Below are 24,407 nucleotides of genomic sequence, written 5' to 3' on the forward strand. Positions count from 1 at the left end.
AGAAACAAAAAAAAGACTTGATTTTTAACCTCAAGTCTTTTTTGAATTATAATTACATCACTTCTAATTTATGATTCCAGAACCATAAGGTTCCAAATGTTAAGAATCCACAAACAAGGAGTTGGTATATAATAACCAAACCAAATTCTCCAACGGGGATATTCCCCCCTTGAATCATTGTTGTGGGATCATATCGTAGTAAGACACTGCCAAATGACGTATCAACATAAGCACCTACTTGACCGAGTATAATTGCAATCAAAACTGCAATCCCTACCGCAACTAAACCACGGTTGTTTTGGAAATAACTTGAATGCGCAACGGCTCCCGCAAAAAGAATAACGAGGGAACTTAGCGCGAAACCAAGAATATTATCTAAGACCGCAAAGAATGCGACACTGGAATCAAAGTATTCCGCAAAAAATTGCGAGATTTCTTGAAATACTTCACCATACATTGCAAGGTCTCCAGTTGTGGTAAATGTAATGATAAAGAGAGATAAAAGAAGCAAGAGTCCCATAATAATTGACCAAAAGAATGCGACAAGTAATTTGGATAAAAGAATTTGCCATGTCTTTACAGGTAATGTAAACAAACGGTATCCGTTTTTATGATAAATACTTGTGTAGAGCACATAAATGTTTGCACGCACGGACATTACGGTAACGATAACAATTAACGCAAAGAGTGCAAGCGTAAGAAAGGTTCCAAATATTCCGAAACGATCGTTGATTGCAAGTTGAATCATAAGAATCGTAACAACACATCCAGCAACCATCATCCCTACTACAGGTGCATATGCTTTATATGAATCTACTAAATCATTTTTAAATAATTTCCCTACCATTTGAATTCCTCCCTAAAGATTTCATCAATTGTTTGTCCACGCGCTTCGCGTAAATCATCACAATTTTCGTGCATTAGAATTGCACCATCTTTAATGAAGACCACTTCATCCAATACGCCTTCAATGTCTTGAATAAGATGCGTTGAAATGATAAGCAGTGCATCTTGAGTATAATTACTTAAGATTGTTTCGATAATTGAATCCCGTGATGCGGGATCCACGCCTGCAATCGGTTCATCAAAAATATAAATGCGCGCTTTTCGTGAAAGGCAAAGCGCTAATTGAAATTTTTCGCGCATTCCCTTCGACATTTTCGAAACCGGCATGCTGCCATCCAGCTTCATTTTTAGGAAGAGATCTTCCAAGATACCCATATCAAAATCAGGGTACATATCACTGTAAAGTCTCGCTGCCTTTAATCCTGTAAGATTCGGTGCCAAATACTCAACATCTGGCAGATAGGATATTAACGCTTTTGAATCTGGTCCAATCGGATATCCACAAACTTGAATATCTCCTTGAAAGTCGCGCAATAAACCTACAACCGTTTTAATTAGCGTTGTTTTTCCAGCCCCATTGGGCCCACACAATCCAATAATTTTTCCGGTCTCGAGATTTAGATTAATATTATTGAGCACTTGTGACTTACCATAGTGCTTATTTAGATGTGAAATAACCAATCCTTTTTCGTTATTCATGTTTCCCAACCTCCCATTCATCTTTAAGAAGGCTAATCGTTTCTTCAAGATCAAGGCCAAGTGTTTTTGCTTTCTCAACAAAAACAACACTGTAACGACGTCCTAATTCACTTCTTAACTTCTTAATTATATCTTTTTTGTCTGTAACAAATTTACCGTTAGTACGATCTGTTTCAATTAACCCTTCGCGTTCTAATTCATTTAGCGCTTTTTGAACCGTGTTAGGATTTACTTTAAAAAATAAAGCAAGTGCTCGAATCGAGTCAATGCGATCGCCCGCATTCAGTCGACCCGAAGCAATTTCCAATTCAAAATACTCAATGATTTGTCGATAAATAGCTACCGAGCTGTTTTTAAGTGACATACCATCACCCCCTGTAACACTTCAATAATACAATAGAACAACAAAATGTACAAGAATTACATTTGTTCTGGAGCATTTACGCCAATTAAATTCAATGCATTACGTAGGGTAATCTTAACAGCTACCAATAGATTTAAACGTTGTGCTTGTAATTCTGGATTACTTGAATCCATAACTTTTACCTCACCATAGAAGCTATGGAATGAGGATGCAAGATCTTGCACATAGTTAGCAATTTTATGAACTTCACGTTTTTTCGCTGCATCCGCTACAACTGAACTAAACTCATTAATTTCTTTGAGAAGTGCAATTTCTTTCGGATTTGTCAATTGATCAATCACTTCAACATGAGGTACATCACCTGCTTGACGTAAGATTGAGCAAATACGTGCATGTGCGTACTGTACATAGAACACTGGGTTATCGTTTGATTTTTTACGTGCAAGACCAAGGTCAAAATCAAGTGGTGTTGCAAGTGCACGACTTACAAAGAAGTAACGTGTTGCATCAACACCAATGTCATCAACAAGTTCTACAAGTCCTAGTGCATTCCCTGTACGTTTTGACATCTTCACTTCAACGCCTTCATCAACAAGACGTACCATTTGGATAATATCAACATCTAATACTTTTGGATGTCCAAGCGCTTCAAGTGCAGCTTGCATACGTACGATATAACCGTGGTGATCACCGCCCCATAGGTTTAATAAATGTGTATATCCACGTTCTAATTTATAGATATGGTTTGCGATATCGGGTACAAGGTATGTATACGATCCATCACTCTTAATAAGAACACGGTCTTTATCATCACCAAAATCTGTTGAACGGAGCCATAACGCACCATCTTCTTCAAAAGTAACACCTTTTGCTTTAAGTTCTTCAAGTGATTCTTCTACACGACCTTCATCATAGAGCCATTTTTCACTAACCCATGAATCCATTTCAACACCGAATGTTTGAAGATCTTCTTTGATGCGGTCAAGTTCAAGTTTGATTCCAAGTTCTTTAAAGTAAGGTACCCACTCTTCTTCAGGAGCATTTAACCATTTATCGCCTTCAGCTTCTTTCACATCTTTAGCGATTTCCACAATATCCGGTCCATGATATCCATCTTCAGGTAAAGTTGCTTCCAATCCAAAGGCTTGTTTATAACGTGCATATAAGGAATGACTTAACATCAAGATTTGATTTCCCAAGTCATTAATATAGTATTCACGAAGTACATCGTATCCTGCAAAAGACATGATACGTGATAAGGAATCTCCCCAAGCCGCACCACGAGCATGACCTACGTGAAGTTGTCCGGTTGGGTTTGCGGATACATATTCATTAAGTAAACGAATGCCTTCCCCCGCATTTGAACGACCATAGTCTTCGCCTGCTTCAATAACATCATTAATAACGCTACCTAAAACAGCAGGTTTCATTACAAAGTTAATAAATCCTGGGCCTGCAACCGAAATGGATTCAACCATTTCATTATCTTCTAATTTTTCCACAATCACACTTGCGATATCACGTGGGTTTTTACCAACACGTTTTGTTAGTCGCATTGCAATATTTGTTGAGTAGTCTCCCATTTCTGGATTATTCGGAATCTCTAACATTACGAGTCCATCTTCTTTTTCAATACCGAACGCATCAAGAATAATATCTTCAATGTGTCCAACAAGTTTTGTTTCTATTTTATTCATTTTAAAGCTCCTTCTCTATATTTTATCTTTAATTAGTTTTTTGCGCCAAGCAATCGCAATACTGCCTGGTCCTGTATGAGCAAGTACAATAGGATATAAGGGACGTTGTATAACCTCGACCCCAAAATGTTTTTCTAAATCCTTAACGACTGCGTTGTAAATTTTTTCTTCACACCCGCCATCTAAAACAATCCACTCATAATCGTCTTTATTTCGATCTGCAACGGTAAGATCGAATCCAACACGGACTGCTTTTTTGTAGGTCCTTACTTTTTCTGCCAAGTCAATCTCACCATTCGCTACTTTTAAAACCGGAACGATTTTGAGTAAGTTAGCGATGGCTGCGGCTGCTGGCGTAATGCGACCTCCACGTTTTAAGTAAATAATATCTTCTGGAATGAGTGATGCATACATATCGGCTTCATTTTCAATGAGCGTCCTTATTGCTTCTGGCTCCATATCCCGCCTTATCATTTCCTTAACTTCTAGACTTAATAAAAACAATGGGCAACTGACAAATTTAGAATCAATAACCGTTACACGACCATCGTAGTCTTGAGCGAGTCCGCAAGCCGTTTGATACGTTCCACTGAGCCTACTTGAAATCGGTAAAAAGATTATATGATCATATGTTTTTAAAATGTCATCAAACAGTTCAATCAACCGACCTAGCGGTGGTTGAGACGTTGAAACAGATGATCCGTTTTTCATTGCTTGAATCAATTGTTCACGTGAGATGCCTTCTTCCTCCATATGCTCTTTCCCATCGATGGTTAAGGGCATACGGGCAACGATAATCTCATGATCAATTGCTTCTTGCTTAGAAACACCTGCCGATGAGTCTGTTATAACAGCAATTTTCATCATAAATGTCCTCCATTAGTATGATTACTATATCATATTTCTTACATAATTCACTATTTTTTAATGTGCACCTTTACAAACGATTTTTTTAACGCTATAATGGTCTAGCAATGGCGATCGTGGTGAAGTTGGTTAACACACCGGTTTGTGGTACCGGCATTGCGCGGGTTCGAGTCCCGTCGGTCGCCCCATATTGAAATAACACCCACTCCAAGTGGGTTTTTCTTTGCTTTCTCAATCTAATTGGTGGCAGTGAATCCCTATAAAAGATACTTTATAATCTATCTCAATGGATCCGTACGCAGAAGAAAACAAATACGATGTAATCCTCAAATTGGCACGTACATTACCATTCTATAAGGTTAATTCTTCATTGTCATTTTCATTTCAGTAAAATAGCAAGATAGTTCTTATAAAAGATGAATTTTCATATAAAATACCCAATCATTTTGCCATCACTATCGTATTAATACGAACTTTACGTGCTAACATCATAATAATGATTACTCAAAATCACATTTGTGCGCATACATCTTTAAATCCCGATATTTTTAGCATTAGCCTCTTTACAAGTTTTATTTTTATGGTTATAATTGACGAGGATATGGCGATCGTGGTGAAGTTGGTTAACACACCGGTTTGTGGTACCGGCATTGCGCGGGTTCGAGTCCCGTCGGTCGCCCCATATTATAATAAGTAAACCCCACTCCAAGGAGTGGGGTTTTTTTATTGTTTCTGAATATATGTTTTGTCAATTTCTTGAATAAAAGCTTTCATATGGGTCGTAAGGAATTTTTTTTCGTGATAGAGCACTTGCGAATACATCGAGATTGGAGGAATATCCACCTGAACAACTTTTAATTCTTGAAGATCCAATGCTTCACGAACTGAAAACTCAGGCAAAAAGGAGAGACCCAATCCTTTTTTAAGAACGGCAATAATAATTTCAGTATCGCCAACTTCTAAAATTGCATTCAGATTCACACGTCGCTTAGCAAGCCCACGCTCCAACTCGTATCGGTACGCTTCCCCTTGCTCTGTGAGTAAAAAAGGTGAATCCGAAAACTCTTTAAGTTTATAGATTTTATCAACTCGAACACTTGAATCAGCACTAACAAATAAAATCGGTTCTTCTTTTTCAAAAACCTTAATCATGTCTGAACCATAGACTTGATAATCTAATGTAAAAAGAATATCGATTTCATTTCGCCGGACCATCGCTAATAATTCTTCTGTTTTCCCGATAATAACTTTAATTTCAACGTTGGGATGTTCTTGATGAAAATTATATATAAGTTCTGGGAAAACGGTAGCGCCCAACGACCCTACTGTTCCAACACGAATCGTTCCGTGTTCTTTCTTGATCGATTGATTAAAGATCCGTGCTTCCTCTACCGTTCGCAAAACTTCGTTCGCATAAAAAATAAAAGCCTCCCCTTCTTCAGTAAGATGGATTTTACGATGCATGCGATCAAACAATTTGGTATGTAACTCTTCTTCAAGTTGTTTGATTTGAACCGTTACGGCCGCTTGAGTATAGCCCAATGCATCCGCCGCTTTACTAAAACTTTCTTTTTCCACAACTTTAACGAATGTTTGAAAATGTCTTAAGTCCATAACGCCTCCTATTAAAAATTTTTATGCTGTTTATAAAATCTATTAAATTTTATTATCTTTATACCTATGGTATATTTTGATTAACATGAAGTCAAGTTAATGGAGGTACATGTATGGATCGTTACAAACTCGATGAAGATGCTTCAATTGAAGCAACAATGATTAAATTTATAGAAACATTTTATGAAGGTGAGCAGCATCCAGGTTCTGGGCCTGTATGCACAGTTGCACCTGATGAAATTCTTGCACGTTTAAAAAACCAAGACATGCCCAAGGAAGGACGCAATGTAGATGCTGTTGTGTCAGAACTTATGACAGATATCTATCCTTATAGTCTACGCAGTTCTCACCCTCGTCATTTTGGTTTTATTCCTGCACCAGCAACTAAACTCTCTGTCCTTGGAGATTTAATGACCAGCGCCTACAACGTTCACGCTAGCAACTGGGTTAACAGTTCTGCTGCAAGTACCGTTGAAGAAAATACCATTCAGTGGCTTGCCCAGCAAATTGGTTATGATTCCAAAGCCGGTGGATTGTTTGTTTCAGGCGGTTCGATGGCAAACCTTACCGGACTGATTGCCGCTCGCGATAAAATGTTGAACGATGAAGAGCGTCATTTGGGCGTCATGTATCTTTCAAATCAAACCCATCACTCAGTTGAAAAAGCGCTATCGATTATAGGCTTTACGAAGCGACAACTACGCTTTATTGATACCGATGAATTTTTCCAAATTAAGCCAGATATGTTAGAAAATACGATAAAAGCGGACATAGCACAAGGTTTAATACCTTGCTGTGTTATCGCAACAGCAGGCACAACCAATACGGGGACAGTTGATCCTTTAAATGAAATTGGTGATTTATGCTCTAAATACCATCTATGGATGCATGTTGATGGAGCATACGGTGCTTCTTTCCTTTTATCTACAAATCAGAAACATCGTCTCGAAGGAATTCATAAAGCAGATAGTGTGAGTTGGGATGCCCATAAATTATTATTCCAAACTTATAGTTGTGCAATGATCCTCGTGAAGGATAAACACAATCTTCTCAATAGTTTTGACGCAAATCCCGAATATCTCAAAGATATTGATGGCGATGCGGTCACAAATTTCGGTTCACTTGGCATCGAATTAACACGACCTACACGTGCGTTAAAGCTTTGGCTTTCACTACAAACCATCGGAACTGATGAATATTCGAACCGCATTGACCATGGACAATTGCTTGCAGAGCATACTCAAGCGATGCTATCCAAATCAAGTCACTGGGAAATTATTTCACCCGCTCAATTCGCAATCATTAACTTCCGTTATGTGGATCCATCCTTGACTGATGAAGCATGCGATGTTCTCAATACATATCTCGCCAAACAAATCGTTGCGGATGAGTTCGCCGGCATTTTCACAACCGAGCTTAAAGGACATACCGTTTTAAGAATGTGTTCCATCAATCCCATCACCAACTTTGAGGATATCGATGAAACACTCAGACATCTCGAACGTCTTGCAGAAAAATACTTAAACACAAACCATTAAGGTTTGTGTTTTTTTGCTCTTTTACCTCAGTAACACACATTAAATCCAAATTCGCATTATAATAAGAGTAAAGGGGGGATTCATGATGAATTTATGGTTTAACTATACACTACCACTATTTGTACTCTTAACGATTATTGCTATTCCACTTTATTTTCTCTCTAAGCGTCTACGCTTTCGAAAAAAAACACAACTACGACGTTTTAATCAACCCATCTATGCCTCACGACCTCGTCGGTTCAATCTCACCGTCATGGGAATTTATCTCATCACTGCGGCGATGCTTCTTGTTACGACGTTTTACTTAGAAAACTGGCCTCGATCCATTGAGCCAAAGACAACATGTCAAGATTCAAGTATGACTTTTATGGATCCTCTCGGACTCATTAATACAAAATCAGAATATGCGATGTGCTATGACGAGCATTCCGAACTTATTTTTAAAGACCCTAATAAAGCGTTTGATGCGTTTATTCAAGATTATCGTTTTCAACTGTACAAAGTACATTTAAAATTTAATCGTTATACCCCGATTAATCGTCATACTTATCGTAATTATGCCGATTTAAACACACAAGATGAAAACGAAGCTCCTTTTGCTCGATTCTTTAAAATTTTCAATCAGAGTGTTTACCCCAACATTCAAGACAAAACCCTTAGTTTCATTCCTTTTGATGTCGAAACCATCGACTTTAAAGAGACATATCAAAACCCCAATGGAGATATTGAACGGACGGATAACCATCAGGAATTTGCTATTATATCCATCAAAGTTGATTTGCAGGCCGATGATCCCATTATTGATTACCGGAATGCCTTTACACTCATATCTGCAGATGCATCTTCGTATCAAACGCCACGAATTGTGTTAAATCAGAACCGCGAAAAAATGGAAACAAATACCCGTTATAATCAAGCAACTCTCATTTTTAATGTTAATCAAGAAACACCTTATGATTTGATCTTCGCAACTGAAAATTCAGTTCCGCAAAAAATCACAATCCGCGAGCCCTAAAAAAAAGGACCATCTCCTGGTCCTTTTTACTTGAAATCACCAAAATGATAGGCCATTTCATAAGTAAATGTTTCTTCTTGATCTCGTGAGCAAAACCACGCACGAATTGCAAATTGACCACTGTCATCATTGTCGATTCCAGGTTCAAAGATAAAGAGGGTTTTGTCTTTCAAATTCACGATATCAATAGTTTCTTTAAAAACTTCCGCTTCTTTGGAATGGAATTTTACAGTAATAACCTCGGGGAGACGCTCTTGGTTATGTGCTTTCGCAAAATTTTCTAAATCAAGACGTGTTATGCGACGACTGCGAACATCACAATCTGGACCAATTTTGCTTTCTTTAATAACGCCTACTTTTAAAATTCCATCTTCATAGTAATTCGCAATTACATCTGCTTGAATGGACCCACCACTACGAGTCTCCATACGTGGCAGAATCATTTCTTCAAACCGCATATTGGTATATGATTCATTGATATTTAAATCAAAACCGACTTGTTTAATACGAATTTGTTCTTTGAGGAAGCGTGTAAAATCACCTTTACTGATATAGAATGAATAAAAGTGCTTATCATCGACATAAATATCCTGATCGCGACCAAGTGTCGGAATCGGAATTGGTTTACAGAATCGACTACTCATAGTTGACTCATTAATATACTTGTACAGTCCATAGCCAGCAACAGCAAGCAGTGCTGGAAATATGAGTTTCTTCATAATATACCTCCTTATAAGATAAATTCTACCATATTCTGTTACGTTTCAATTTAAAATTGTTATCGAAAGTGAAGTAATTGTCATAAAGCCATGCGGATTCCTTTCAATTTTACGTGGAGGCTTTTATAATTAAAGCATTACGATAAGAAATGGAGTGTCATTATGAAAATAATTGCAATTACAGGTTCTGTGGCCGGACGCAAGACCCGCGTCGCCTTAGACTATGTTATCAAAGAAATTGAAGTACACGATAAAACCATTGACACTGAAATTATTAATATTGGCGATTATGATTTACAATTTAGCGATGGTCGCCCCGTAGCGCAGTATAATTCGGATACGCAATATGTCATTAATGCAATTCTTGAAGCCGATGCACTCATTGTTGGGACACCAACATATCAAACATCGATTCCTGGCGCACTAAAAAATATTTTTGATTTACTGCCAATGCATGCACTGACTGATAAAAGTGCCGGTATTGTGGTTACGGCAGGATCACCGAAGTATTTTTTGATGGCCGAACAGCAACTTAAACCGATATTGTCCTATATGGGAGCACGTATTGTTCAAAAGTATGTTTTTATTGAAGATTCCGATTTTGATGATCTTGTGATTCATAATCAAAATATTTTATCCCGCTTGTCCAATCTTGGCAATGATGTCATATGTTCAGTAGAACATAGGGCCTGGGCGAAGAATCATGCGATTCGAAAAGAGCAATTTCCTTATAACGAAAAATAAAACTGTTGACAAAGATTTGTTTCTACGATATTATTTCACTTAAATCACAGAACAAGAGAGTAAACATTCGGATATCGATAGCGAGTTAGGGTTGGTGGAAGCCTAATGGATGAATTATGTTGAACCGCACTTGGGAGATGTTTAGCTGAAATCACAGTAGGTTAAACCGCAAACCTAGCGTTATAGGAGAGAGGTCATATGATAAGCATATGGCAATTAGAGTGGTACCGCGTTTAACACGTCTCTAGATAGATATATCTAGGGGCGTTTTTTTGTTCCTAGATTCAAATAAAAGTGAGGAGATTTTTTATGGGAATCAAACGACGACGTGACTTCGCAAAGAGCACAGAACAACTATAAAGCGAAAATCACAAGGAGAGAAACAAAATGAAAAAAATTATTGCAGTAACTTTAGTAACATTATTGATCTTAACGGGTTGTGGAAAGAAGGACACAACCGTTAGCAAACTTGAAGAAATCAAGGCTAAAGGTGAAATCGTAATGGTGACATCACCTGATTACGCACCTTATGAATTCGTAGATGCATCAAAAACTGGACAAGAGCAGTATGTTGGCGCAGATATTGAACTCGCAAAATTCATTGCAGATGAAATTGGCGTCGACCTTGTCGTTAAAGCAATGAGTTTCGGTGATATTGCATCTGTTGTATCACTTGGAAAATTTGATATGGGAATTGCTGGATTCACTTATAGTGATGAGCGTGCCGAGCAAGTAGCTTTCAGCGATACTTATGACACGACTGAGTCAACTTGCCAAGGATTCCTCGTTACCAAAGAAAAAGAAGCTACCTTAAATTCAATTGATGATTTGAAAACAGCCAAAGTGGCAGTTCAAAACGGTTCCCTGCCTCAAACTTATGTTGAAACGGAACTTCCAGAAGCAACCATGCAACTTGTTAATACACTTGATGATGCTGTACTTCAATTGAATGTTGGAAAAGTTGATGCGATTGCTGCTTCATGCGCTTCCGCTGAAGGCTTTACCCTCAACAATAAAGATTTAGTGGTAAGTAAAGTAAAATTTGCGGTCATCGACGATAATGGGACAAAGGTTATCTTACAGAAAGATCAAGACGATCTAACAGAAGCTGTGAACAAAGCAATTGCCAAAGCAGTTGAACAAGACTTATATTCAAAATGGCTCGCAGATGCTAATGCGCTCGCTGAACAGTTGGGAGCTTTAGACTAAGATGTTTCAAGATATTTTAAAACTCATTAATCGTTACGGACATGTGTATCTCAAGGGAGCTTGGGGTACACTCTATATTTCTATTATTGTTGTATTGATAAGTACACTTCTTGGAGCGTTTCTCGCTTTAGGAAAAATGTCGAAATTTAAACCCTTAAAAGCAATTGTGAATGTATATATCGAAGTTATTCGTGGTACACCACTCTTGCTTCAACTCAGTTTATTTTACTTCCTGGGTTCGGAATACATTTCCCAATCCGTACCAGATGTTGGTTGGATTATTCTTGCACTCATTGTAAATTCAAGTGCATATGTAGCGGAAATCTTTCGAGCTGGTATTCAAGCCGTGGATAAAGGGCAATTTGAGGCTGCGAAAAGTCTCGGTATTTCTAATTCAAATATGATGAAAAAAATTATCTTACCACAGGCGGTAAAGAATATTCTTCCTGCCCTTGGTAATGAATTTATTACAATGATCAAGGAAACCTCCTTGGCATCTGTTTTCTTTGTCAATAACTTGATGACTTCCGAATCAATTGTTTCAAGTGCAACACACTTAAAATTGCCATCACTAATAATTGTTGGGGTTATCTACTTTGTAATGACATTCTCAACTTCCAAAGCAATTGCTGCATTTGAAAGAAAGGTGGCGCTCAATGACTAAACCATTACTTGAGATTAAAAACTTACATAAAGCTTACGGAGACTTAAACGTCTTACAAGGGATTAACGAAACCATCACTCAAGGTGAAGTCGTTTCCATTATTGGTCCTTCAGGATCCGGTAAATCAACATTATTACGCTGTCTCAATTTACTTGAAACTCCATGTTCCGGCTCTATTATTTTTAACGGTGTCGAACTTAAACAAAATGATAAGAACCTTGATCAAATTCGTCAAGAAATTGGTATGGTATTTCAACACTTCAATGTTTTCCCAAATTTAACGGTCCTTGAAAATATTACCCTTGCCCCAACACTTGAAAAGAATATGCCTAAAGAAGAAGCTCAAGCGCTCGGTTTGGAATTGTTAGATAAAGTTGGGCTGCGTGATAAAGCAAACGATTTCCCTCGTAAATTATCAGGTGGTCAAAAACAACGTCTTGCCATTATTCGTGCTCTTGCAATGCAGCCTCAGGTAATGCTTTTTGATGAACCGACTTCAGCCCTTGATCCAGAAATGGTTAAAGATGTCCTTGAAGTTATCAAAGACTTAGCTGTAAGTGGAATGACCATTGTCATCGTAACCCATGAGATGAACTTCGCTAAAGAAATTAGCGACCGCGTTCTCTTTATGGATGGTGGTATTATTTGCGAACAGGGAACCCCTGAAGCAATCTTCGATCATCCAACCCATCCACGAACCATTGAATTCTTAAGCAAAGTATTATAAAAAAATAAGTCTCTATGCAGACTTATTTTTTTTTATTAAATATGCACGGGCTTCGGAAATAAAATATAAAGATCCAGTGATGATACAAGTTCCTGATTCTTTATGCAAAAGTCCCCTATCAATTGCTTCATACTTATCGGATATAATGGTTGCACGATGTCCACGCGCCAAATTCTCCGCAGTTTCCGAACGATAAAAATCAAATTCAGTAATAATCACTTCGTCAAAGGTCTCTTCCAAACGATTAATCATCAATCCATAATCTTTATCTTTAAGCGCCGTAAACACAACCACCCACGGTCTAGGAAGCATTTCAACGCTTCTCACAAGCATTTCAATCCCCATCTCATTATGAGCTCCATCTAAATATACACCGTCGAGAACACGTTCAAATCGGCCTGCCCATGATGTTTCTAAAATTGCTTTGCGTAACGTTTCATAATCCACACTTATTTTTGGTAAACCTTGAATAAGGTTGATGGCCAAACTCGCATTCGCAACTTGATAAATACCTTGGTTTCGAATTTGGTACAGGCTGCCATTAACCTCAAATGTGTACACCAAACCACTGCGCGTTGCTTGTGGAATAGTTAATGCATGCATGGGACTTTGATATTCGTTCGTCTTCTCCTCAAATACTCTAAGACAAGAGGCTTTTTGTTCAGTAGTATAGAGAGGAACTCGAGCTTTAACTATTCCTGCTTTTTCGTATGCTATCTTTTCTACTGTATCGCCTAAGATGTTCATATGATCCAAACCGATATTGGTGATACCCGTAACCAACGGTGTAATAACGTTTGTGGCATCCAAACGTCCCCCTAATCCTACTTCATAGATTGCGTAATCCACATCGTTATCGATAAAGTAAAGGATTGAAATGAGAACATCAATTTCAAACATGCTCAATTGATACGGATCCCAAAATGGTTCCGTTATATTAATATACATTAATAAATCTGAGTCGCTAATATTATGATTATTGATTCGAATCCGGTCGTTGTGCACTATGAGATGAGGTGATGTAAACGTACCCACTTGAAATCCTGCTTCTTGAAGCATGGCACGTGTATAATTTGTCGTTGAACCCTTTCCGTTTGTCCCGCCAATATGAATGCATGATAAGGACGCTTGTGGGTTGCCCATGTCGTTAAGACATTTTTTAAACATTTCAATTCCGTAGGTCTGATTCTTTCGTTTCATAAGCGCATCCAGCGCTGGTTCTATTTGTCTAAACATGTAACACTCCAATTAATCATTTCATCGTTTCGATGTTTCAATAAGTCATTAATTTGTGAAAAGGGACGTGAACCCATAAAGCCACGATAAGCACCTAATGGCGATGGATGACTGGATTCAATAAAATCATGATGATTTTGAATTAATGATTTTTTCATTTGAGCTTTTTTGCCCCACAGAACAAAAATAATAGGTTCATTACGTTTCCCAAGTTCTGTAATGATCCGATCTGTAAACTGTTCCCAACCGTAATTTGCATGAGACATTGGTTCCCCTTCACGTACAGTCAGAAGTGTATTTAATAATAAGACCCCTTGTTTTGCCCATGCTGTAAGATCACCATGCGTATTGTGAACACCCAAATCTGCTTCAAGTTCTTTATAAATGTTTATAAGACTTTTAGGAAGTTTTTGACTTTGATGTACTGAGAAACTCATTCCCATCGCTTGACCGGGCTGATGATAAGGGTCTTGTCCTAAGATCACAACCTTAACATCTTCAAACGCCGTATAATCAAAAGCTGTGTACACATCCGCTTCCGGTGGATAAACCGTATTAACTTTTCGGTCTTCCGCAATTTTCATCTCGAGAAGTTGAAAATATTCTTTTTGTTTTTCTTCCTTAAATATTTGTTCCCAATTCATAGCTTCCTCCTAAGTCTAAAATAAAAGCCAGATATCTGGCTTTTATTCACTCACTGTAATAATTTCATGACGCTCCATTGCCTCGATATAATCGTGTGCTTGGCGTACTGTGTCATAATTTGGTTCCATCACATACAGTGCAGGTCCAGGCATTGAGTAAGTTGTAGTACTTGAACTTCCCGTTCCCGTTACAGCGTAAGATTGAATATCCCAATCTGACATATCATTAATTTGTTGTTTAATTATTTTTTTAAAGTCATTTTCTTCCATGCTCATTTGGAATGAATCTGAAACAGAATTTAAAATCGATGTATAGTTTGTAATAATTGCAGGTGACATCGCTTTTTTAAGAATTCCTGTAATTAGAGCTTGTTGGTTTCTTACGCGATCGTTATCACCATTTGGTAGATTATATCGTTCACGAGCAAATATAAGTCCATTTCGACCATCAACATGGTTAATTCCCTCATCAAAATAGACTCCTGCAAATGATTGGAAAGCATAGCGCGAGTAAACATCAACCCCACCTAATGCATCAATAATTGTTTCTACAGAACTGAAATTCACTTTAACGAAATAATCAATGTCAATATCGAAGAGATTCTCTAAAGTAGCCATGGACTCTCCAACTCCATAGATTCCTGCGTGAGTTAACTTATCATACGCACCAAATGATGCAAGTTCAACATGGTAATCACGCGGGATACTGGTTAACAAGATTTGTTTGTCTTTCGGGTTGACCGTCATAATCATATTAACATCTGATCGCGATACTGAAGATACCGGACCGTATGTATCAATTCCGGTTACAAACATACTAAAGGTATCCTTCGAAACATCCGCATTTTTGTTTTTAAAGTCAATATCTTCTTCATAAGCAACTGTACCGATAATGCGTGTTTTTTCATCGAAATCTTTAACTTCATCTTGAATAAATCCACGGTGTGCTTCACTGAGAAGAATAACTTCTTGCGTTCCATCATAAAGATCGTTCGCAAGTTCAGTATAATCTTCATAATCGATAATATTTATATCCGATTTAAATTTCTCATCAATTAATTTTTTACCTTTAATAATATTTTTGGAATCCAGGCGTGTGTTAGCACCAAACGAGAGATCTTTTACGTCGTCAATACTTTTGTATTCTGAATCTTTCATCACAACAACTGAAATCACGTGGGTATCTTTATCTGCCCCTGTTAATTTACCTAGGAAACTATTTCCCGTCACCAAATAACGGGTACCTAGTAATAGGAGTAAACTTAAAACCAAGCTATATATTTTACCAAAATTTTTGAGCTTTCCTGGTTTGGTAAGCAATGTAAATAAGGCACCAATTAGGAATAAGAGCAAGATTGCTCCAACGATAACCATAAGATACTTTGTTGGTATTGCGTTAAACTTATAGATTGCAAACAAAGTAACAAGTGAACAAAGTAAAAATATTAAAACAATTACTTTATCGCGAAATAATATAAATTCTTTTTTATTGTTTTTAGCCATGCTAACCTCCATCACAAATTTGTGATTTTCAACTAATTATCCTTCTTTTCTTCATCGGAATCCGATGATTCTTCATTTTCTTGCTTTTCTTTTTCTTGTTTTTCTTTAGCTTCTTTTTCTTGTTTCTCTTTCTTTTGTTTCTCTTCTTCAGCTTTTTTAGCTTCTAAAGCTTTCTTTTCCTCTTCAGTGAGGTCATTCTCTTCAATCCATTTATTCGATAATTCTACAATCTTCGCCTGTGCTTCATCTACTGTAAGTTTATGATCATAGAGATCACGAAGAATCGGCATAAAGTCTACTTCTTTATAAAGACTTCGGGCAAGTTTGGTTGGATTGTTATCCAAGGCCATAACCGGAGGTGTATCATGGAAATTATATGCACGCATCTTATTCAACAATGCTTCATCCGTCAACGTTAATTCATCAAGATGAATACGATGATAAATTGGAGTTTTCCCCACAGAACTATTATAAATAGACACACCTTCACCACTTCTTAAAATACGAATTACTTCAGCGGCTGCAGAAGGATATTTTGTTTCTTTACGAACAATATACCCATCAACTTCTCCCATAGGAGACATACGATGTTTCATATATTCAGGAAACGGTGCGTAGACATACTCATCTTTGGTACTTGCTTGATACTTATCAGCCATATCGAAATCCGTTATAAAACTAAAAGCCGAACGTCTTTCATAAAAGGCGGCATCCAATTGCCATGGTAAGTCATCCGCTTTAACATCTTTCGGTAATGTCTTATCCATCTTATGAGTGCTCATGGCTTCAATAAAGGTCAAACCATCGCGAAATTCTTGAGTTTCAAATCCTGGGTCCGAACCTTTTTTGGTGAAATTCAGCGTCCAACGTCCACTCGTTAAGAAGGGATAGAATGATGCTTGGTCTTTAAATGATACAGGAAATACCATATCGGTTTTCTCTAGAATTTTATCTGAGGCTTTATATATTTGATCCCAAGTTTCAAATACATCAGGCAATCCTGAATCATCGGAATCATTTAAGTTAAATCCAGCCTCTTCTAAGAGGGTTTTATTGTAAACAAATAATCCACCCTCAATACTGTTTTGAACAAAATAGTATCCTTTTAAATTAATGGAATCTTGAAGTTGAACCGGGATTCGACTCCCTACTACGCTATCCAGATTATTACCTAAGTTCACCAATTGGTCCAAAAAGTATACCGCATTTTTTTGTGATGTAACCATTACATCATACGGAAGTTCTTTTGCCATTTGATCAATACTCAAGGGTTCATGGACTATGTAGGTTAATGCATCAACGTGGTCTGGATGAAGGTCATTCCATGTAGCTACTAAATAGTCCCCTAATTCTTTATTTTCGACTTGAACCGTAAGGGAGGTATCTTCTTCAATATTAAAGTATTCATTGTCCTTGTCATAGCAAACACTTTTGCCATCCAATGTACAACGGCTGTTTAGAAAAAAGAACGAGGTTGAAAAAACTGCAAGTAACAAGACGGCGACAACTCCAATTATGACGCCCTTATTCTCTTTAGGATTTTTTATAATACGTTGTTTTTCATTCTTGTCGTTTGCATTTTCATCAACAATCGTTTGTGTTTCTTCATGATTCATACTTAATTCACCACCTTACCCTGATATGTGTAATCAACATTTTTCAAATCTTCAATCGTTTTCGCTCCAACCAAAACCATAAGTTTTTTTAAATCTTCTAAAAACAAGTCAACTTCCGATAACATCGCTTGCTCTTCTAATTGCGCAATTTTCAAGAAATATCCTGAAATACCGACAGCATCTGCACCGAGAATCAAACATTTGAGTACATGAAGTGGATTTTGAATTCCACCCGATGCAAAGATATCACAAGAATCTTGATAAGCACGGGTCATAATCAAAGATTCAACCGTTGTAATTCCCCAATCCGAAAGATAATCATACCGTTTTCTTTGTGATCGTTCATTCTCAATCCAAACAAAATTCGTACCACCACGACCACTCAAGTCGATATGACGAACACCACATGCATAAAGTTTCGCTACGGTTTGTTCACTCATTCCGAAGCCAACCTCTTTTACAATTACCGGGACATCTACCGCTGCAACAATTGCGGCTATATTATCGATCCAATGCGAAAAATCACGGTCGCCCTCGTCCATCGCAATTTCTTGCGCAACATTGATATGAATACCCAGAGCATCTGCATCAATCATTGCAATCGCACGCTGTGCGTCTTCAACGGATGCGTTCGCTCCCACATTACCAATAATAAAACCATCAGGATTTTCCTCACGCACAACTCGATAACTGGATTCTAATTTATTATCATCCAATGCTGCATGCTGTGATCCTACAGCCATTGGCAAACTAAAAACACGAGCAATTCTCGCAAGTTTACGATTTAAGGCTTCAGTCTTATCACTACCACCTGTCATGGCATTAATGTATATAGGATAATTCACAGGTTTCCCTAAAAAATTAATCGAAGGGTCAATATCCCTTAAATTAATATTTGGTAAACTGTGATGAAGAATCCGAATCGAATCAAAATCCGATTCGTAAACATTTTGACTCAAAGCCAGTGCGACATGTTCGTCTTTTCTTTTTGATCTCATTTACGTTTCATATACTCCTACATCTAGATATAGAATACCATGTTTTTCCCATTCATGTAGCAATCTTGGCTCTTTTTCATGAAAATTTTCAGGTAACAATGCGAATCCACAATCACCACCACCCGATCCAGAAATTTTCGCAGGTAAATTGAAAGTTTCTGCACACTCAATCAATCCTTTAAGCTTAGGGGTTTCAATCATAAGATCCGCATGGTGACCCAAGTCACACATTAGACCCCGATACAGTTCAACCGCTTTCTTAATCATTGAGAAATCTCTGTTTTCACATCCCTTAATAAAATCACCCACGGTGCGTTCCGCACTCAATAGAAACATTTGGTAATAATACGGTTCCAGTTCGCTCAGTTCTCGAACCTTCTCCACATAGGGGGTCGTGCTGTTTGCATTTCCCGACCAACCGACACACAGTTTAAAACAATCTGTTTGCATCGCTTGAATCATTAATCCAAGCCAATCCGTATGCACGAGTTCCATATTGCTCATATCTTCAAGAATCAACCATGTTTCATCGTAACGACGATAAGCGATAATACCTCCGAAACACGTTGAAGCGAGATCCCCACCAGAACTCATTTCGCCGACAATCACTTGTGCCATTACGGATAACTTAAAGAGCTCGATAGGCTCCGCATGAATCGCGTGCTGTTTTAAAATAGCATCGACAACCGCGACAACCACCACTCCACTTGAGCCAAAACCGTATTTCTGATGGTCATCAGCATCAAGTTCACTATCAATTGTGATCTTAAAAGGTTCCATTTTAATCTTTTGATATTTTAAATATCTGCGAGAAATTTCAATTGCCGCTTTAACATGAATTAAAATCTCATTTTGCATAAAAATCTCAGTTCCTTGTAAATGTCCATAAGCACTGCGAATTTCAAAATCATCAGCTTTTTCAATATAGACATTTAAAAAGCGATCAACCGCTGCGATAACAGCAACTTGACCTGGCTCCATGATGGCATACTCACCCATTAAAAAGAGTTTCCCAGGAAATTTAGTATGAATCATCGACATACACCCCCATCCCCGGCGCACAAACCACTGTTTTAATTCCATTTAGATGATTCAAAATGGTATCAACATGTTGATCTGTGGTCATTATTTTAACATTTGGACCTGCATCCATGGTAAAGAATGCAGGAACAACAACCTGTAATTGTCTAATGATATTCATAATTTCAATTGTTTGCGGTTCAAAATACCACATATTTACTGCCATCAAAGATGCATGCATCCTTAAAGCATTTTCTTGAGCCACAGTCCCTACCGTCCAAATGTCATGCTGCTTGAGCGCACGTTCTAGCAAGACTATATCTTTCTCGCTTTGCTCTACCCATGCTGGGTAATAGACTGATGACTCAACGGTTTTATTCATAGCTTCGCTGCTTAAAAACGGTTTTTCTTGGTCATTTAAGATGCAGACAATCATCCTAAACTCTGGCCAAGGCTCCATTTCGATTGGGACTGCAAAACTATCTGCATCTGAAGTGCCATGATTCCATTTTACAAATCCACCGTAAATTGATCGTGAAGCACTCCCCGAACCCAACCGTGCACAACGCGAGACTTCTTCATCCGAAAGATTTAGGGATAAGGTTGCCGCTTTCGCTAAGGCTGCAAAAGCAGAAGCAGAAGATGCTAAGCCAGCTGCTTTCGGTACAAAATTGCGTGAGTAAATACGCGCAAAGCCGGGCAGAGGATAACGTTTTCGAAGTTGGTTCATATACCAAACAACACGATCCTTTTCCTTCCCTTCAACAACAACGTCATCGAGAATTAAAACATCTTCTGAAAGCGAACCATCATATTCCACACGCGTATCCGTATAGAATTGATCTAAGGTTAATGAGAGACTGGAATTATGCGGTATTTTTAATTCCTTGTCTTTTTTTCCCCAGTATTTAATTAAAGCAATATTGGTATGAGCACGAACTGTTTTAGTCATTAAGTTGCTCACCATTCAAATTATAAGCCCATGTGTCTACCGCCCCAGCTTCTTTTAATTTTTGGGAAACATGGATTGAATCTTCTTCATTAGCACACAAAGCGATCATACAACCGCCTTTACCTGAGCCTGTCAACTTGGCCCCAAGTGCACCTTCCGCTACAGCAACAGTCGTTAAATGGTCCAATTTATCATTGCTGACACGAATTGTTTTTAACACTTCATGTGCCAAGTTCATACAGTTACCAACTTCACAGACATTTTTCGTTTGAAGGTGAATGCGAGTTTCATTAGTAAGATCCGCAAGTCGGTTCATAAGTGACTCAACATATTCCGGATTATCCTTCAACATCGCATTCACCTCAGCAACAGCAAGTCGAGTTTGTCCCGATTCACCTGTATCGGCAACAACGAGTACTGCATCCATATCAACTTCAATAATTTCTCCGGATTTTCCACGTTCAAAATAAACTGGCTTCCCCGTAGCAATCGTATTGGCATCTAGACCACTTGGATTTGTGTGATGAATGCGTTCCGCAACGGATACAAGATAGTTTAAATTCTCATCGGATAAATGAATTTTAAATGCGTCAAAAAGACCACGAACAATCGAGACTGATACAGCTGCACTAGACCCCAATCCACGTTGTGGTGGTAATGTCGACATTATAGAAATATGAAGTCCATAATTATCTTTATTTAGAAATTTTAAGGTTAAAGTTATTAATTCTTTGATTCCTGCAATAACTGCAGGTGCTTTTGCTAAGATGCCTTTATAATAGAGGCAATCAATTGTAGTTTCATGTTGATGAAACTCTACTCTGGTTTCAATGCGTGCGGAAGCAAATGGCAATGCAATTGCTGGTTTGCCGTATACCACGGAATGTTCACCCATTAAAATGATTTTCCCCGTCGCAGAACCGATACCATATAGACTCATATAAACACCTTCCAAACATAAATTGCACCTTTATTATACATCATAATGCGCATGATATACCATTTCACACGAATTCCTATAATTAGAGCGCATAAAAAAAAGCGAGCTAAGCCCGCTTGAATTATTATAATGCTTCGATATCTGTATATGAAATCTCAGTTGGTGTTTCACGACCGAATAAAATCGTTAGAACCATCGCTGTTTGAGAATCATCATTCATGCTATCTACTGTTCCTTCAATTCCAGCGAATGGACCTGAAAGAATACGTACAGTATCGCCTTCTTTGAAATTAACGATAAGTTTTTGATCACTCATACCCATGCGTCGTAAGATAGACTCAATCTCTTCATCAGAAACTGGGAATGGTTTAGCACCACCACCTGATGATCCGATAAATCCTGTAACACCTGGGGTATTACGAACGATATACCAAGCTTCATCCGTCATAATCATTTCTACGAATAAATAACCCGGAAATAAGTTACGAAGTTTTTCTACTTTTTTACCATTCTTATATTCAATTTCTTTTTCTTCAGCTACAAGAATTCTAAATAAAGCATCTTCGATACCCATTGATTCTACGCGTCGTTCTAAGTTTTCTTTAACACGGTTTTCATGTCCTGAATAGGTGTTAACAACATACCATTTTTTTTCTTCCATTTTATCCACCAATTCCAATCAATTTCAATGCTGCTACTAACACAACTTCTGTTAGTAAAAAGTAAGCTACAAAAAACAGAACAAATGATAGAACGATTGTTGTGTTTCGTGTCATATCCTTACGAGTAGGCCATTTGATTTTATGGATTTCTTCTTTAATTCCAGCAAAACTAAACCAAGCCATAGCATTTACCTCCTATTTTGTCTCTCTATGTAATGTGTGTCTTCCACATCGTTTACAAAATTTTTTTATCTCAAGTCGTTCAGTAACACTTGAATGATTTCGAAAAGTAGAGTAATTACGTGAAAGGCATTCAGTACATACCAAGATTACTTTTTCTCTTTTATTTGTCATTAAAAAACCCCACTTTCGTGCTACCTAACTTTATCACAATCACAGTGGGGTGTCAATGAACTCACCTGTAGGGAACATCGCGCATTGCAATCAAACGACGCCTCACTTTTTGGATAATATTATCCACATTTTTTGGCGTTATATTAAACTGGTCCGCAATCTCACGATATCCAAATCCCTCTTCTCGCATTGTATAAATTATGCGCTCTTTTTCAGGAATCGTTTGCAGCACCTCATCCTCAATGCGTCGTGCATCTTGATAATGGGCAACGATTACTGGATCGGTCATTATATCCGGAGATTCAATCATATCCGCAAGGTATACAGATTTGTCTTCAGAAACAAACAAATCTAAGGACCATTTACTGTCTAATAATTTGTAAGACTGTGATCGGCATCGACGCAACGCTGTACGCATCGTAGAAACCACACAAAGATTAACATAATATGCAAAGCCTACGTCTTTAATTTCTTTAAATGTATAAATGGCGTCATAAAAGCCTAGAAATCCTTCTTGAAATAAATCTTCGATTCCGATACCGATTGGTTTTTGTTGCGTATACAGTTCGTACGCTCTTTTCCAAAGCAATCGTTTAAACTTTCCCATGACTACATCTAATGCATCTTCACTATTCTGACGAATCATATAAAGATACTCAAAATCGCTTATCATGCAAATCCCCCCATAACTGCATTATTTTCGGCGACGTACAATATCAAAGAGCAATACACCTGTTGCAACAGATACATTTAATGAATTTACACTACCACACATTGGTATTGTGGTTAAAATATCACATTCTTTTTTTACTAGTCGAGAAATTCCTTTACCCTCAGAACCCACAACCAATACCAATGGCATATCAACTTTAAATTCTGTATAATCAACTGCTTCAACTGCATTTTCTGCGGCTACTACCCAATATCCAGCTTCTTTCAGTTCAGCAATTGCTTTTACCATATTTGTAACTTCGGCAACTTTAACTGTGTTTATAGCACCCGTTGAAACTTTCGCAACGGTAGAGGTTAATCCTACACTGCGATGTTTTCCGACGATGACGCCATCCACACCACATGCATCACAAGTTCTTAAAATTGCGCCCAAGTTATGTGGATCTTCAAGTTGATCACACAGCACAATTAAATTGTTTTTTGCATTTTTAATAATGTCTTGCAATGAGTGATATTTATAATCTTGGATTTCAATAACCACGCCTTGATGGACACCATCTGCCATTTTATCCAAGCGATACTTATCAACAAATTCCGGCTTAATTCCAACCGTTTTCGCAAGACTTATAATTTCTTGATAGTTTCCTTTATTAAATAAGTATAAGTTCTTCGGCTTCTGCCCACTTTTTAAATATGCAGTTACTGTATTTTTCCCAAAAATGTAATTCGACATTATAATTCCACCGTTTCTATATATTCTTTCCAAAGCTCATCCAAGCGTTCTTGTCGACCCTCCATATGAAGGTATCCCCATAAAGCCTCAAATCCCGTAGCAATCCGATAAGACATAACATCTGCATTTTTTGCCATTGAGGCACTCTTCGCATTACGTCCACGTTTATAAATACTCATCTCTTCATCCGTGAGCGCTTCGCGTTCAAGTAATGATTTCATAAAATTTGCCTGAGCAATGGCACTTACGAATTTGACGGATGTCTCTTGCAATTGCTTCGTTTTTGTAATGCCTTGTTCAACTAAATACTGTCTTACCTGAAGTGATAAGACCGCATCACCAACAAATGCAAGTACATTTCCTGAATGCATCAT

Annotated in this window: 27 protein-coding genes, 2 tRNA genes and 1 other annotated feature; of the genes, 8 read left to right on the top strand and 21 right to left on the bottom strand. The window is 37.8% G+C overall.

Annotated elements, in window-relative coordinates; translation table 11 throughout:
- Positions 1-52: 52 nt before the first annotated feature.
- Genes B096_RS0107970 through B096_RS0107990 form a run of 5 tightly spaced genes read right to left on the bottom strand, consistent with a single transcriptional unit; the run spans position 53 to position 4,473 of the window.
- The gene (locus B096_RS0107970; RefSeq protein ID WP_018580204.1) at positions 53-847 is read right to left on the bottom strand and encodes a hypothetical protein; all 795 of its coding nucleotides are present in this window, start codon (positions 845-847) and stop codon (positions 53-55) included.
- On the bottom strand, positions 841-1,545 hold the full coding sequence (locus tag B096_RS0107975) for an ABC transporter ATP-binding protein (protein ID WP_018580205.1): 705 nt from the start codon (positions 1,543-1,545) through the stop codon (positions 841-843). Before B096_RS0107975 ends, B096_RS0107970 begins: the two co-directional genes overlap by 7 nt.
- Positions 1,538-1,909, bottom strand: coding sequence for a GntR family transcriptional regulator (locus tag B096_RS0107980; protein ID WP_018580206.1), 372 nt, complete (start codon positions 1,907-1,909; stop codon positions 1,538-1,540). The genes B096_RS0107975 and B096_RS0107980 overlap by 8 nt, the downstream gene beginning before the upstream one ends.
- Before the next feature lie 56 nt (positions 1,910-1,965).
- Positions 1,966-3,606, bottom strand: coding sequence for an arginine--tRNA ligase (argS, locus tag B096_RS0107985; protein ID WP_018580207.1), 1,641 nt, complete (start codon positions 3,604-3,606; stop codon positions 1,966-1,968).
- A gap of 15 nt (positions 3,607-3,621) precedes the next feature.
- The gene (locus B096_RS0107990; RefSeq protein ID WP_018580208.1) at positions 3,622-4,473 is read right to left on the bottom strand and encodes a DegV family protein; all 852 of its coding nucleotides are present in this window, start codon (positions 4,471-4,473) and stop codon (positions 3,622-3,624) included.
- A 110-nt stretch (positions 4,474-4,583) separates the two neighbouring features.
- Between B096_RS0107990 and B096_RS0107995 the strand changes: the two genes are divergently transcribed.
- Positions 4,584-4,661, top strand: a tRNA-His gene (locus B096_RS0107995).
- Between the two features lie 416 nt (positions 4,662-5,077).
- Positions 5,078-5,155 (top strand) — tRNA-His (locus tag B096_RS0108000).
- Between the two features lie 41 nt (positions 5,156-5,196).
- Here the strand turns inward: B096_RS0108000 and B096_RS0108005 are convergent.
- On the bottom strand, positions 5,197-6,087 hold the full coding sequence (locus tag B096_RS0108005) for a LysR family transcriptional regulator (protein ID WP_018580209.1): 891 nt from the start codon (positions 6,085-6,087) through the stop codon (positions 5,197-5,199).
- Positions 6,088-6,200: 113 nt separating this feature from the next.
- Between B096_RS0108005 and B096_RS0108010 the strand changes: the two genes are divergently transcribed.
- Together B096_RS0108010 and B096_RS0108015 are read left to right on the top strand one after the other, a co-directional pair.
- Positions 6,201-7,625: a pyridoxal phosphate-dependent decarboxylase family protein gene (locus B096_RS0108010; protein ID WP_018580210.1), complete on the top strand. Its 1,425-nt coding sequence runs from the start codon at positions 6,201-6,203 to the stop codon at positions 7,623-7,625.
- 82 nt (positions 7,626-7,707) lie between these two features.
- Positions 7,708-8,640, top strand: a complete 933-nt coding sequence (locus B096_RS0108015; protein ID WP_018580211.1) for a hypothetical protein — start codon at positions 7,708-7,710, stop codon at positions 8,638-8,640.
- Positions 8,641-8,666: 26 nt separating this feature from the next.
- Here B096_RS0108015 and B096_RS0108020 read toward each other — a convergent pair whose 3' ends face one another.
- The gene (locus tag B096_RS0108020) at positions 8,667-9,359 is read right to left on the bottom strand and encodes a hypothetical protein (protein WP_018580212.1); all 693 of its coding nucleotides are present in this window, start codon (positions 9,357-9,359) and stop codon (positions 8,667-8,669) included.
- 162 nt (positions 9,360-9,521) lie between these two features.
- Between B096_RS0108020 and B096_RS0108025 the strand changes: the two genes are divergently transcribed.
- The 4 genes from B096_RS0108025 to B096_RS0108040 all read left to right on the top strand — a co-directional run bounded on the left by B096_RS0108025 (position 9,522) and on the right by B096_RS0108040 (position 12,703).
- Positions 9,522-10,103, top strand: a complete 582-nt coding sequence (locus tag B096_RS0108025) for an NADPH-dependent FMN reductase (RefSeq protein ID WP_018580213.1) — start codon at positions 9,522-9,524, stop codon at positions 10,101-10,103.
- A 38-nt stretch (positions 10,104-10,141) separates the two neighbouring features.
- Positions 10,142-10,352: a binding site (T-box leader), on the top strand.
- A 138-nt stretch (positions 10,353-10,490) separates the two neighbouring features.
- Entirely contained in the window at positions 10,491-11,312 is an 822-nt protein-coding gene (locus B096_RS0108030; RefSeq protein ID WP_018580214.1) for a transporter substrate-binding domain-containing protein, read from the top strand.
- Between the two features lies 1 nt (position 11,313).
- Positions 11,314-11,976 carry an amino acid ABC transporter permease gene (locus tag B096_RS0108035; RefSeq protein WP_018580215.1) on the top strand — a complete coding sequence of 221 codons (663 nt, stop codon included), beginning with the start codon at positions 11,314-11,316 and terminating at the stop codon, positions 11,974-11,976.
- Complete coding sequence (locus B096_RS0108040) at positions 11,969-12,703, top strand: amino acid ABC transporter ATP-binding protein (RefSeq protein ID WP_018580216.1); 735 nt, start codon at positions 11,969-11,971, stop codon at positions 12,701-12,703. The genes B096_RS0108035 and B096_RS0108040 overlap by 8 nt, the downstream gene beginning before the upstream one ends.
- A gap of 12 nt (positions 12,704-12,715) precedes the next feature.
- Here the strand turns inward: B096_RS0108040 and B096_RS0108045 are convergent, their stop codons facing one another.
- The 14 genes from B096_RS0108045 to B096_RS0108105 all read right to left on the bottom strand — a co-directional run bounded on the left by B096_RS0108045 (position 12,716) and on the right by B096_RS0108105 (position 24,407).
- The gene (locus tag B096_RS0108045) at positions 12,716-13,939 is read right to left on the bottom strand and encodes a bifunctional folylpolyglutamate synthase/dihydrofolate synthase (RefSeq protein WP_018580217.1); all 1,224 of its coding nucleotides are present in this window, start codon (positions 13,937-13,939) and stop codon (positions 12,716-12,718) included.
- On the bottom strand, positions 13,924-14,583 hold the full coding sequence (locus tag B096_RS0108050) for a uracil-DNA glycosylase (RefSeq protein WP_018580218.1): 660 nt from the start codon (positions 14,581-14,583) through the stop codon (positions 13,924-13,926). The genes B096_RS0108045 and B096_RS0108050 overlap by 16 nt, the downstream gene beginning before the upstream one ends.
- 42 nt (positions 14,584-14,625) lie before the next feature.
- A complete protein-coding gene (locus B096_RS0108055) occupies positions 14,626-16,086 on the bottom strand; it encodes an LCP family protein (protein WP_018580219.1) in 1,461 nt (486 codons plus the stop codon).
- 32 nt (positions 16,087-16,118) lie between these two features.
- Entirely contained in the window at positions 16,119-17,702 is a 1,584-nt protein-coding gene (locus B096_RS0108060) for an ABC transporter substrate-binding protein (RefSeq protein WP_018580220.1), read from the bottom strand.
- 2 nt (positions 17,703-17,704) lie between these two features.
- A complete protein-coding gene (gene fni, locus B096_RS0108065) occupies positions 17,705-18,700 on the bottom strand; it encodes a type 2 isopentenyl-diphosphate Delta-isomerase (RefSeq protein WP_018580221.1) in 996 nt (331 codons plus the stop codon).
- Positions 18,701-19,735 (bottom strand): phosphomevalonate kinase, encoded by a 1,035-nt coding sequence (locus B096_RS0108070; protein WP_018580222.1) that lies wholly within the window; start codon positions 19,733-19,735, stop codon positions 18,701-18,703.
- Positions 19,722-20,672, bottom strand: coding sequence for a diphosphomevalonate decarboxylase (mvaD, locus tag B096_RS0108075; RefSeq protein WP_018580223.1), 951 nt, complete (start codon positions 20,670-20,672; stop codon positions 19,722-19,724). The genes B096_RS0108070 and mvaD overlap by 14 nt, the downstream gene beginning before the upstream one ends.
- Positions 20,665-21,612 carry a mevalonate kinase gene (gene mvk, locus B096_RS0108080; protein WP_018580224.1) on the bottom strand — a complete coding sequence of 316 codons (948 nt, stop codon included), beginning with the start codon at positions 21,610-21,612 and terminating at the stop codon, positions 20,665-20,667. Before mvk ends, mvaD begins: the two co-directional genes overlap by 8 nt.
- 124 nt (positions 21,613-21,736) lie before the next feature.
- Positions 21,737-22,273, bottom strand: a complete 537-nt coding sequence (nusG, locus tag B096_RS0108085) for a transcription termination/antitermination protein NusG (protein ID WP_018580225.1) — start codon at positions 22,271-22,273, stop codon at positions 21,737-21,739.
- 1 nt (position 22,274) lies between these two features.
- Complete coding sequence (gene secE, locus B096_RS0108090) at positions 22,275-22,457, bottom strand: preprotein translocase subunit SecE (protein ID WP_018580226.1); 183 nt, start codon at positions 22,455-22,457, stop codon at positions 22,275-22,277.
- Between the two features lie 12 nt (positions 22,458-22,469).
- Positions 22,470-22,628: a 50S ribosomal protein L33 gene (gene rpmG / locus B096_RS09855; RefSeq protein ID WP_083913023.1), complete on the bottom strand. Its 159-nt coding sequence runs from the start codon at positions 22,626-22,628 to the stop codon at positions 22,470-22,472.
- Between the two features lie 61 nt (positions 22,629-22,689).
- Positions 22,690-23,301: a sigma-70 family RNA polymerase sigma factor gene (locus B096_RS0108095; protein WP_018580227.1), complete on the bottom strand. Its 612-nt coding sequence runs from the start codon at positions 23,299-23,301 to the stop codon at positions 22,690-22,692.
- 21 nt (positions 23,302-23,322) lie between these two features.
- Positions 23,323-24,033 (bottom strand): 23S rRNA (guanosine(2251)-2'-O)-methyltransferase RlmB, encoded by a 711-nt coding sequence (gene rlmB / locus B096_RS0108100; RefSeq protein WP_018580228.1) that lies wholly within the window; start codon positions 24,031-24,033, stop codon positions 23,323-23,325.
- A complete protein-coding gene (locus B096_RS0108105) occupies positions 24,033-24,407 on the bottom strand; it encodes a Mini-ribonuclease 3 (protein WP_018580229.1) in 375 nt (124 codons plus the stop codon). The genes rlmB and B096_RS0108105 overlap by 1 nt, the downstream gene beginning before the upstream one ends.

The sequence above is a fragment of the Erysipelothrix tonsillarum DSM 14972 genome (assembly GCF_000373785.1).
Taxonomy (GTDB): Bacteria; Bacillota_I; Bacilli_A; order Erysipelotrichales; family Erysipelotrichaceae; genus Erysipelothrix; species Erysipelothrix tonsillarum.

Bases quoted from the DNA above. Each gene is read 5' to 3' on its own strand.
- B096_RS0108020 (WP_018580212.1), bottom strand. From the start codon at position 9,359: ATGAAGAAACTCATATTTCCAGCACTGCTTGCTGTTGCTGGCTATGGA.
- argS (WP_018580207.1), bottom strand. From the start codon at position 3,606: ATGAATAAAATAGAAACAAAACTTGTTGGACACATTGAAGATATTATT.
- mvaD (WP_018580223.1), bottom strand. From the start codon at position 20,672: ATGACTAAAACAGTTCGTGCTCATACCAATATTGCTTTAATTAAATAC.
- B096_RS0107990 (WP_018580208.1), bottom strand. From the start codon at position 4,473: ATGATGAAAATTGCTGTTATAACAGACTCATCGGCAGGTGTTTCTAAG.
- B096_RS0108040 (WP_018580216.1), top strand. From the start codon at position 11,969: ATGACTAAACCATTACTTGAGATTAAAAACTTACATAAAGCTTACGGA.
- fni (WP_018580221.1), bottom strand. From the start codon at position 18,700: ATGAGATCAAAAAGAAAAGACGAACATGTCGCACTGGCTTTGAGTCAA.
- B096_RS0108095 (WP_018580227.1), bottom strand. From the start codon at position 23,301: ATGATAAGCGATTTTGAGTATCTTTATATGATTCGTCAGAATAGTGAA.
- B096_RS0108005 (WP_018580209.1), bottom strand. From the start codon at position 6,087: ATGGACTTAAGACATTTTCAAACATTCGTTAAAGTTGTGGAAAAAGAA.
- B096_RS0108030 (WP_018580214.1), top strand. From the start codon at position 10,491: ATGAAAAAAATTATTGCAGTAACTTTAGTAACATTATTGATCTTAACG.
- B096_RS0108010 (WP_018580210.1), top strand. From the start codon at position 6,201: ATGGATCGTTACAAACTCGATGAAGATGCTTCAATTGAAGCAACAATG.
- B096_RS0108025 (WP_018580213.1), top strand. From the start codon at position 9,522: ATGAAAATAATTGCAATTACAGGTTCTGTGGCCGGACGCAAGACCCGC.
- rpmG (WP_083913023.1), bottom strand. From the start codon at position 22,628: ATGACAAATAAAAGAGAAAAAGTAATCTTGGTATGTACTGAATGCCTT.
- B096_RS0107970 (WP_018580204.1), bottom strand. From the start codon at position 847: ATGGTAGGGAAATTATTTAAAAATGATTTAGTAGATTCATATAAAGCA.
- B096_RS0108045 (WP_018580217.1), bottom strand. From the start codon at position 13,939: ATGTTTAGACAAATAGAACCAGCGCTGGATGCGCTTATGAAACGAAAG.
- mvk (WP_018580224.1), bottom strand. From the start codon at position 21,612: ATGAGTCTATATGGTATCGGTTCTGCGACGGGGAAAATCATTTTAATG.
- nusG (WP_018580225.1), bottom strand. From the start codon at position 22,273: ATGGAAGAAAAAAAATGGTATGTTGTTAACACCTATTCAGGACATGAA.
- B096_RS0108105 (WP_018580229.1), bottom strand. From the start codon at position 24,407: ATGATGCATTCAGGAAATGTACTTGCATTTGTTGGTGATGCGGTCTTA.
- B096_RS0108070 (WP_018580222.1), bottom strand. From the start codon at position 19,735: ATGATTCATACTAAATTTCCTGGGAAACTCTTTTTAATGGGTGAGTAT.
- B096_RS0108015 (WP_018580211.1), top strand. From the start codon at position 7,708: ATGATGAATTTATGGTTTAACTATACACTACCACTATTTGTACTCTTA.
- B096_RS0108050 (WP_018580218.1), bottom strand. From the start codon at position 14,583: ATGAATTGGGAACAAATATTTAAGGAAGAAAAACAAAAAGAATATTTT.
- B096_RS0107975 (WP_018580205.1), bottom strand. From the start codon at position 1,545: ATGAATAACGAAAAAGGATTGGTTATTTCACATCTAAATAAGCACTAT.
- rlmB (WP_018580228.1), bottom strand. From the start codon at position 24,033: ATGTCGAATTACATTTTTGGGAAAAATACAGTAACTGCATATTTAAAA.
- B096_RS0107980 (WP_018580206.1), bottom strand. From the start codon at position 1,909: ATGTCACTTAAAAACAGCTCGGTAGCTATTTATCGACAAATCATTGAG.
- B096_RS0108035 (WP_018580215.1), top strand. From the start codon at position 11,314: ATGTTTCAAGATATTTTAAAACTCATTAATCGTTACGGACATGTGTAT.
- B096_RS0108055 (WP_018580219.1), bottom strand. From the start codon at position 16,086: ATGGCTAAAAACAATAAAAAAGAATTTATATTATTTCGCGATAAAGTA.
- secE (WP_018580226.1), bottom strand. From the start codon at position 22,457: ATGGCTTGGTTTAGTTTTGCTGGAATTAAAGAAGAAATCCATAAAATC.
- B096_RS0108060 (WP_018580220.1), bottom strand. From the start codon at position 17,702: ATGAATCATGAAGAAACACAAACGATTGTTGATGAAAATGCAAACGAC.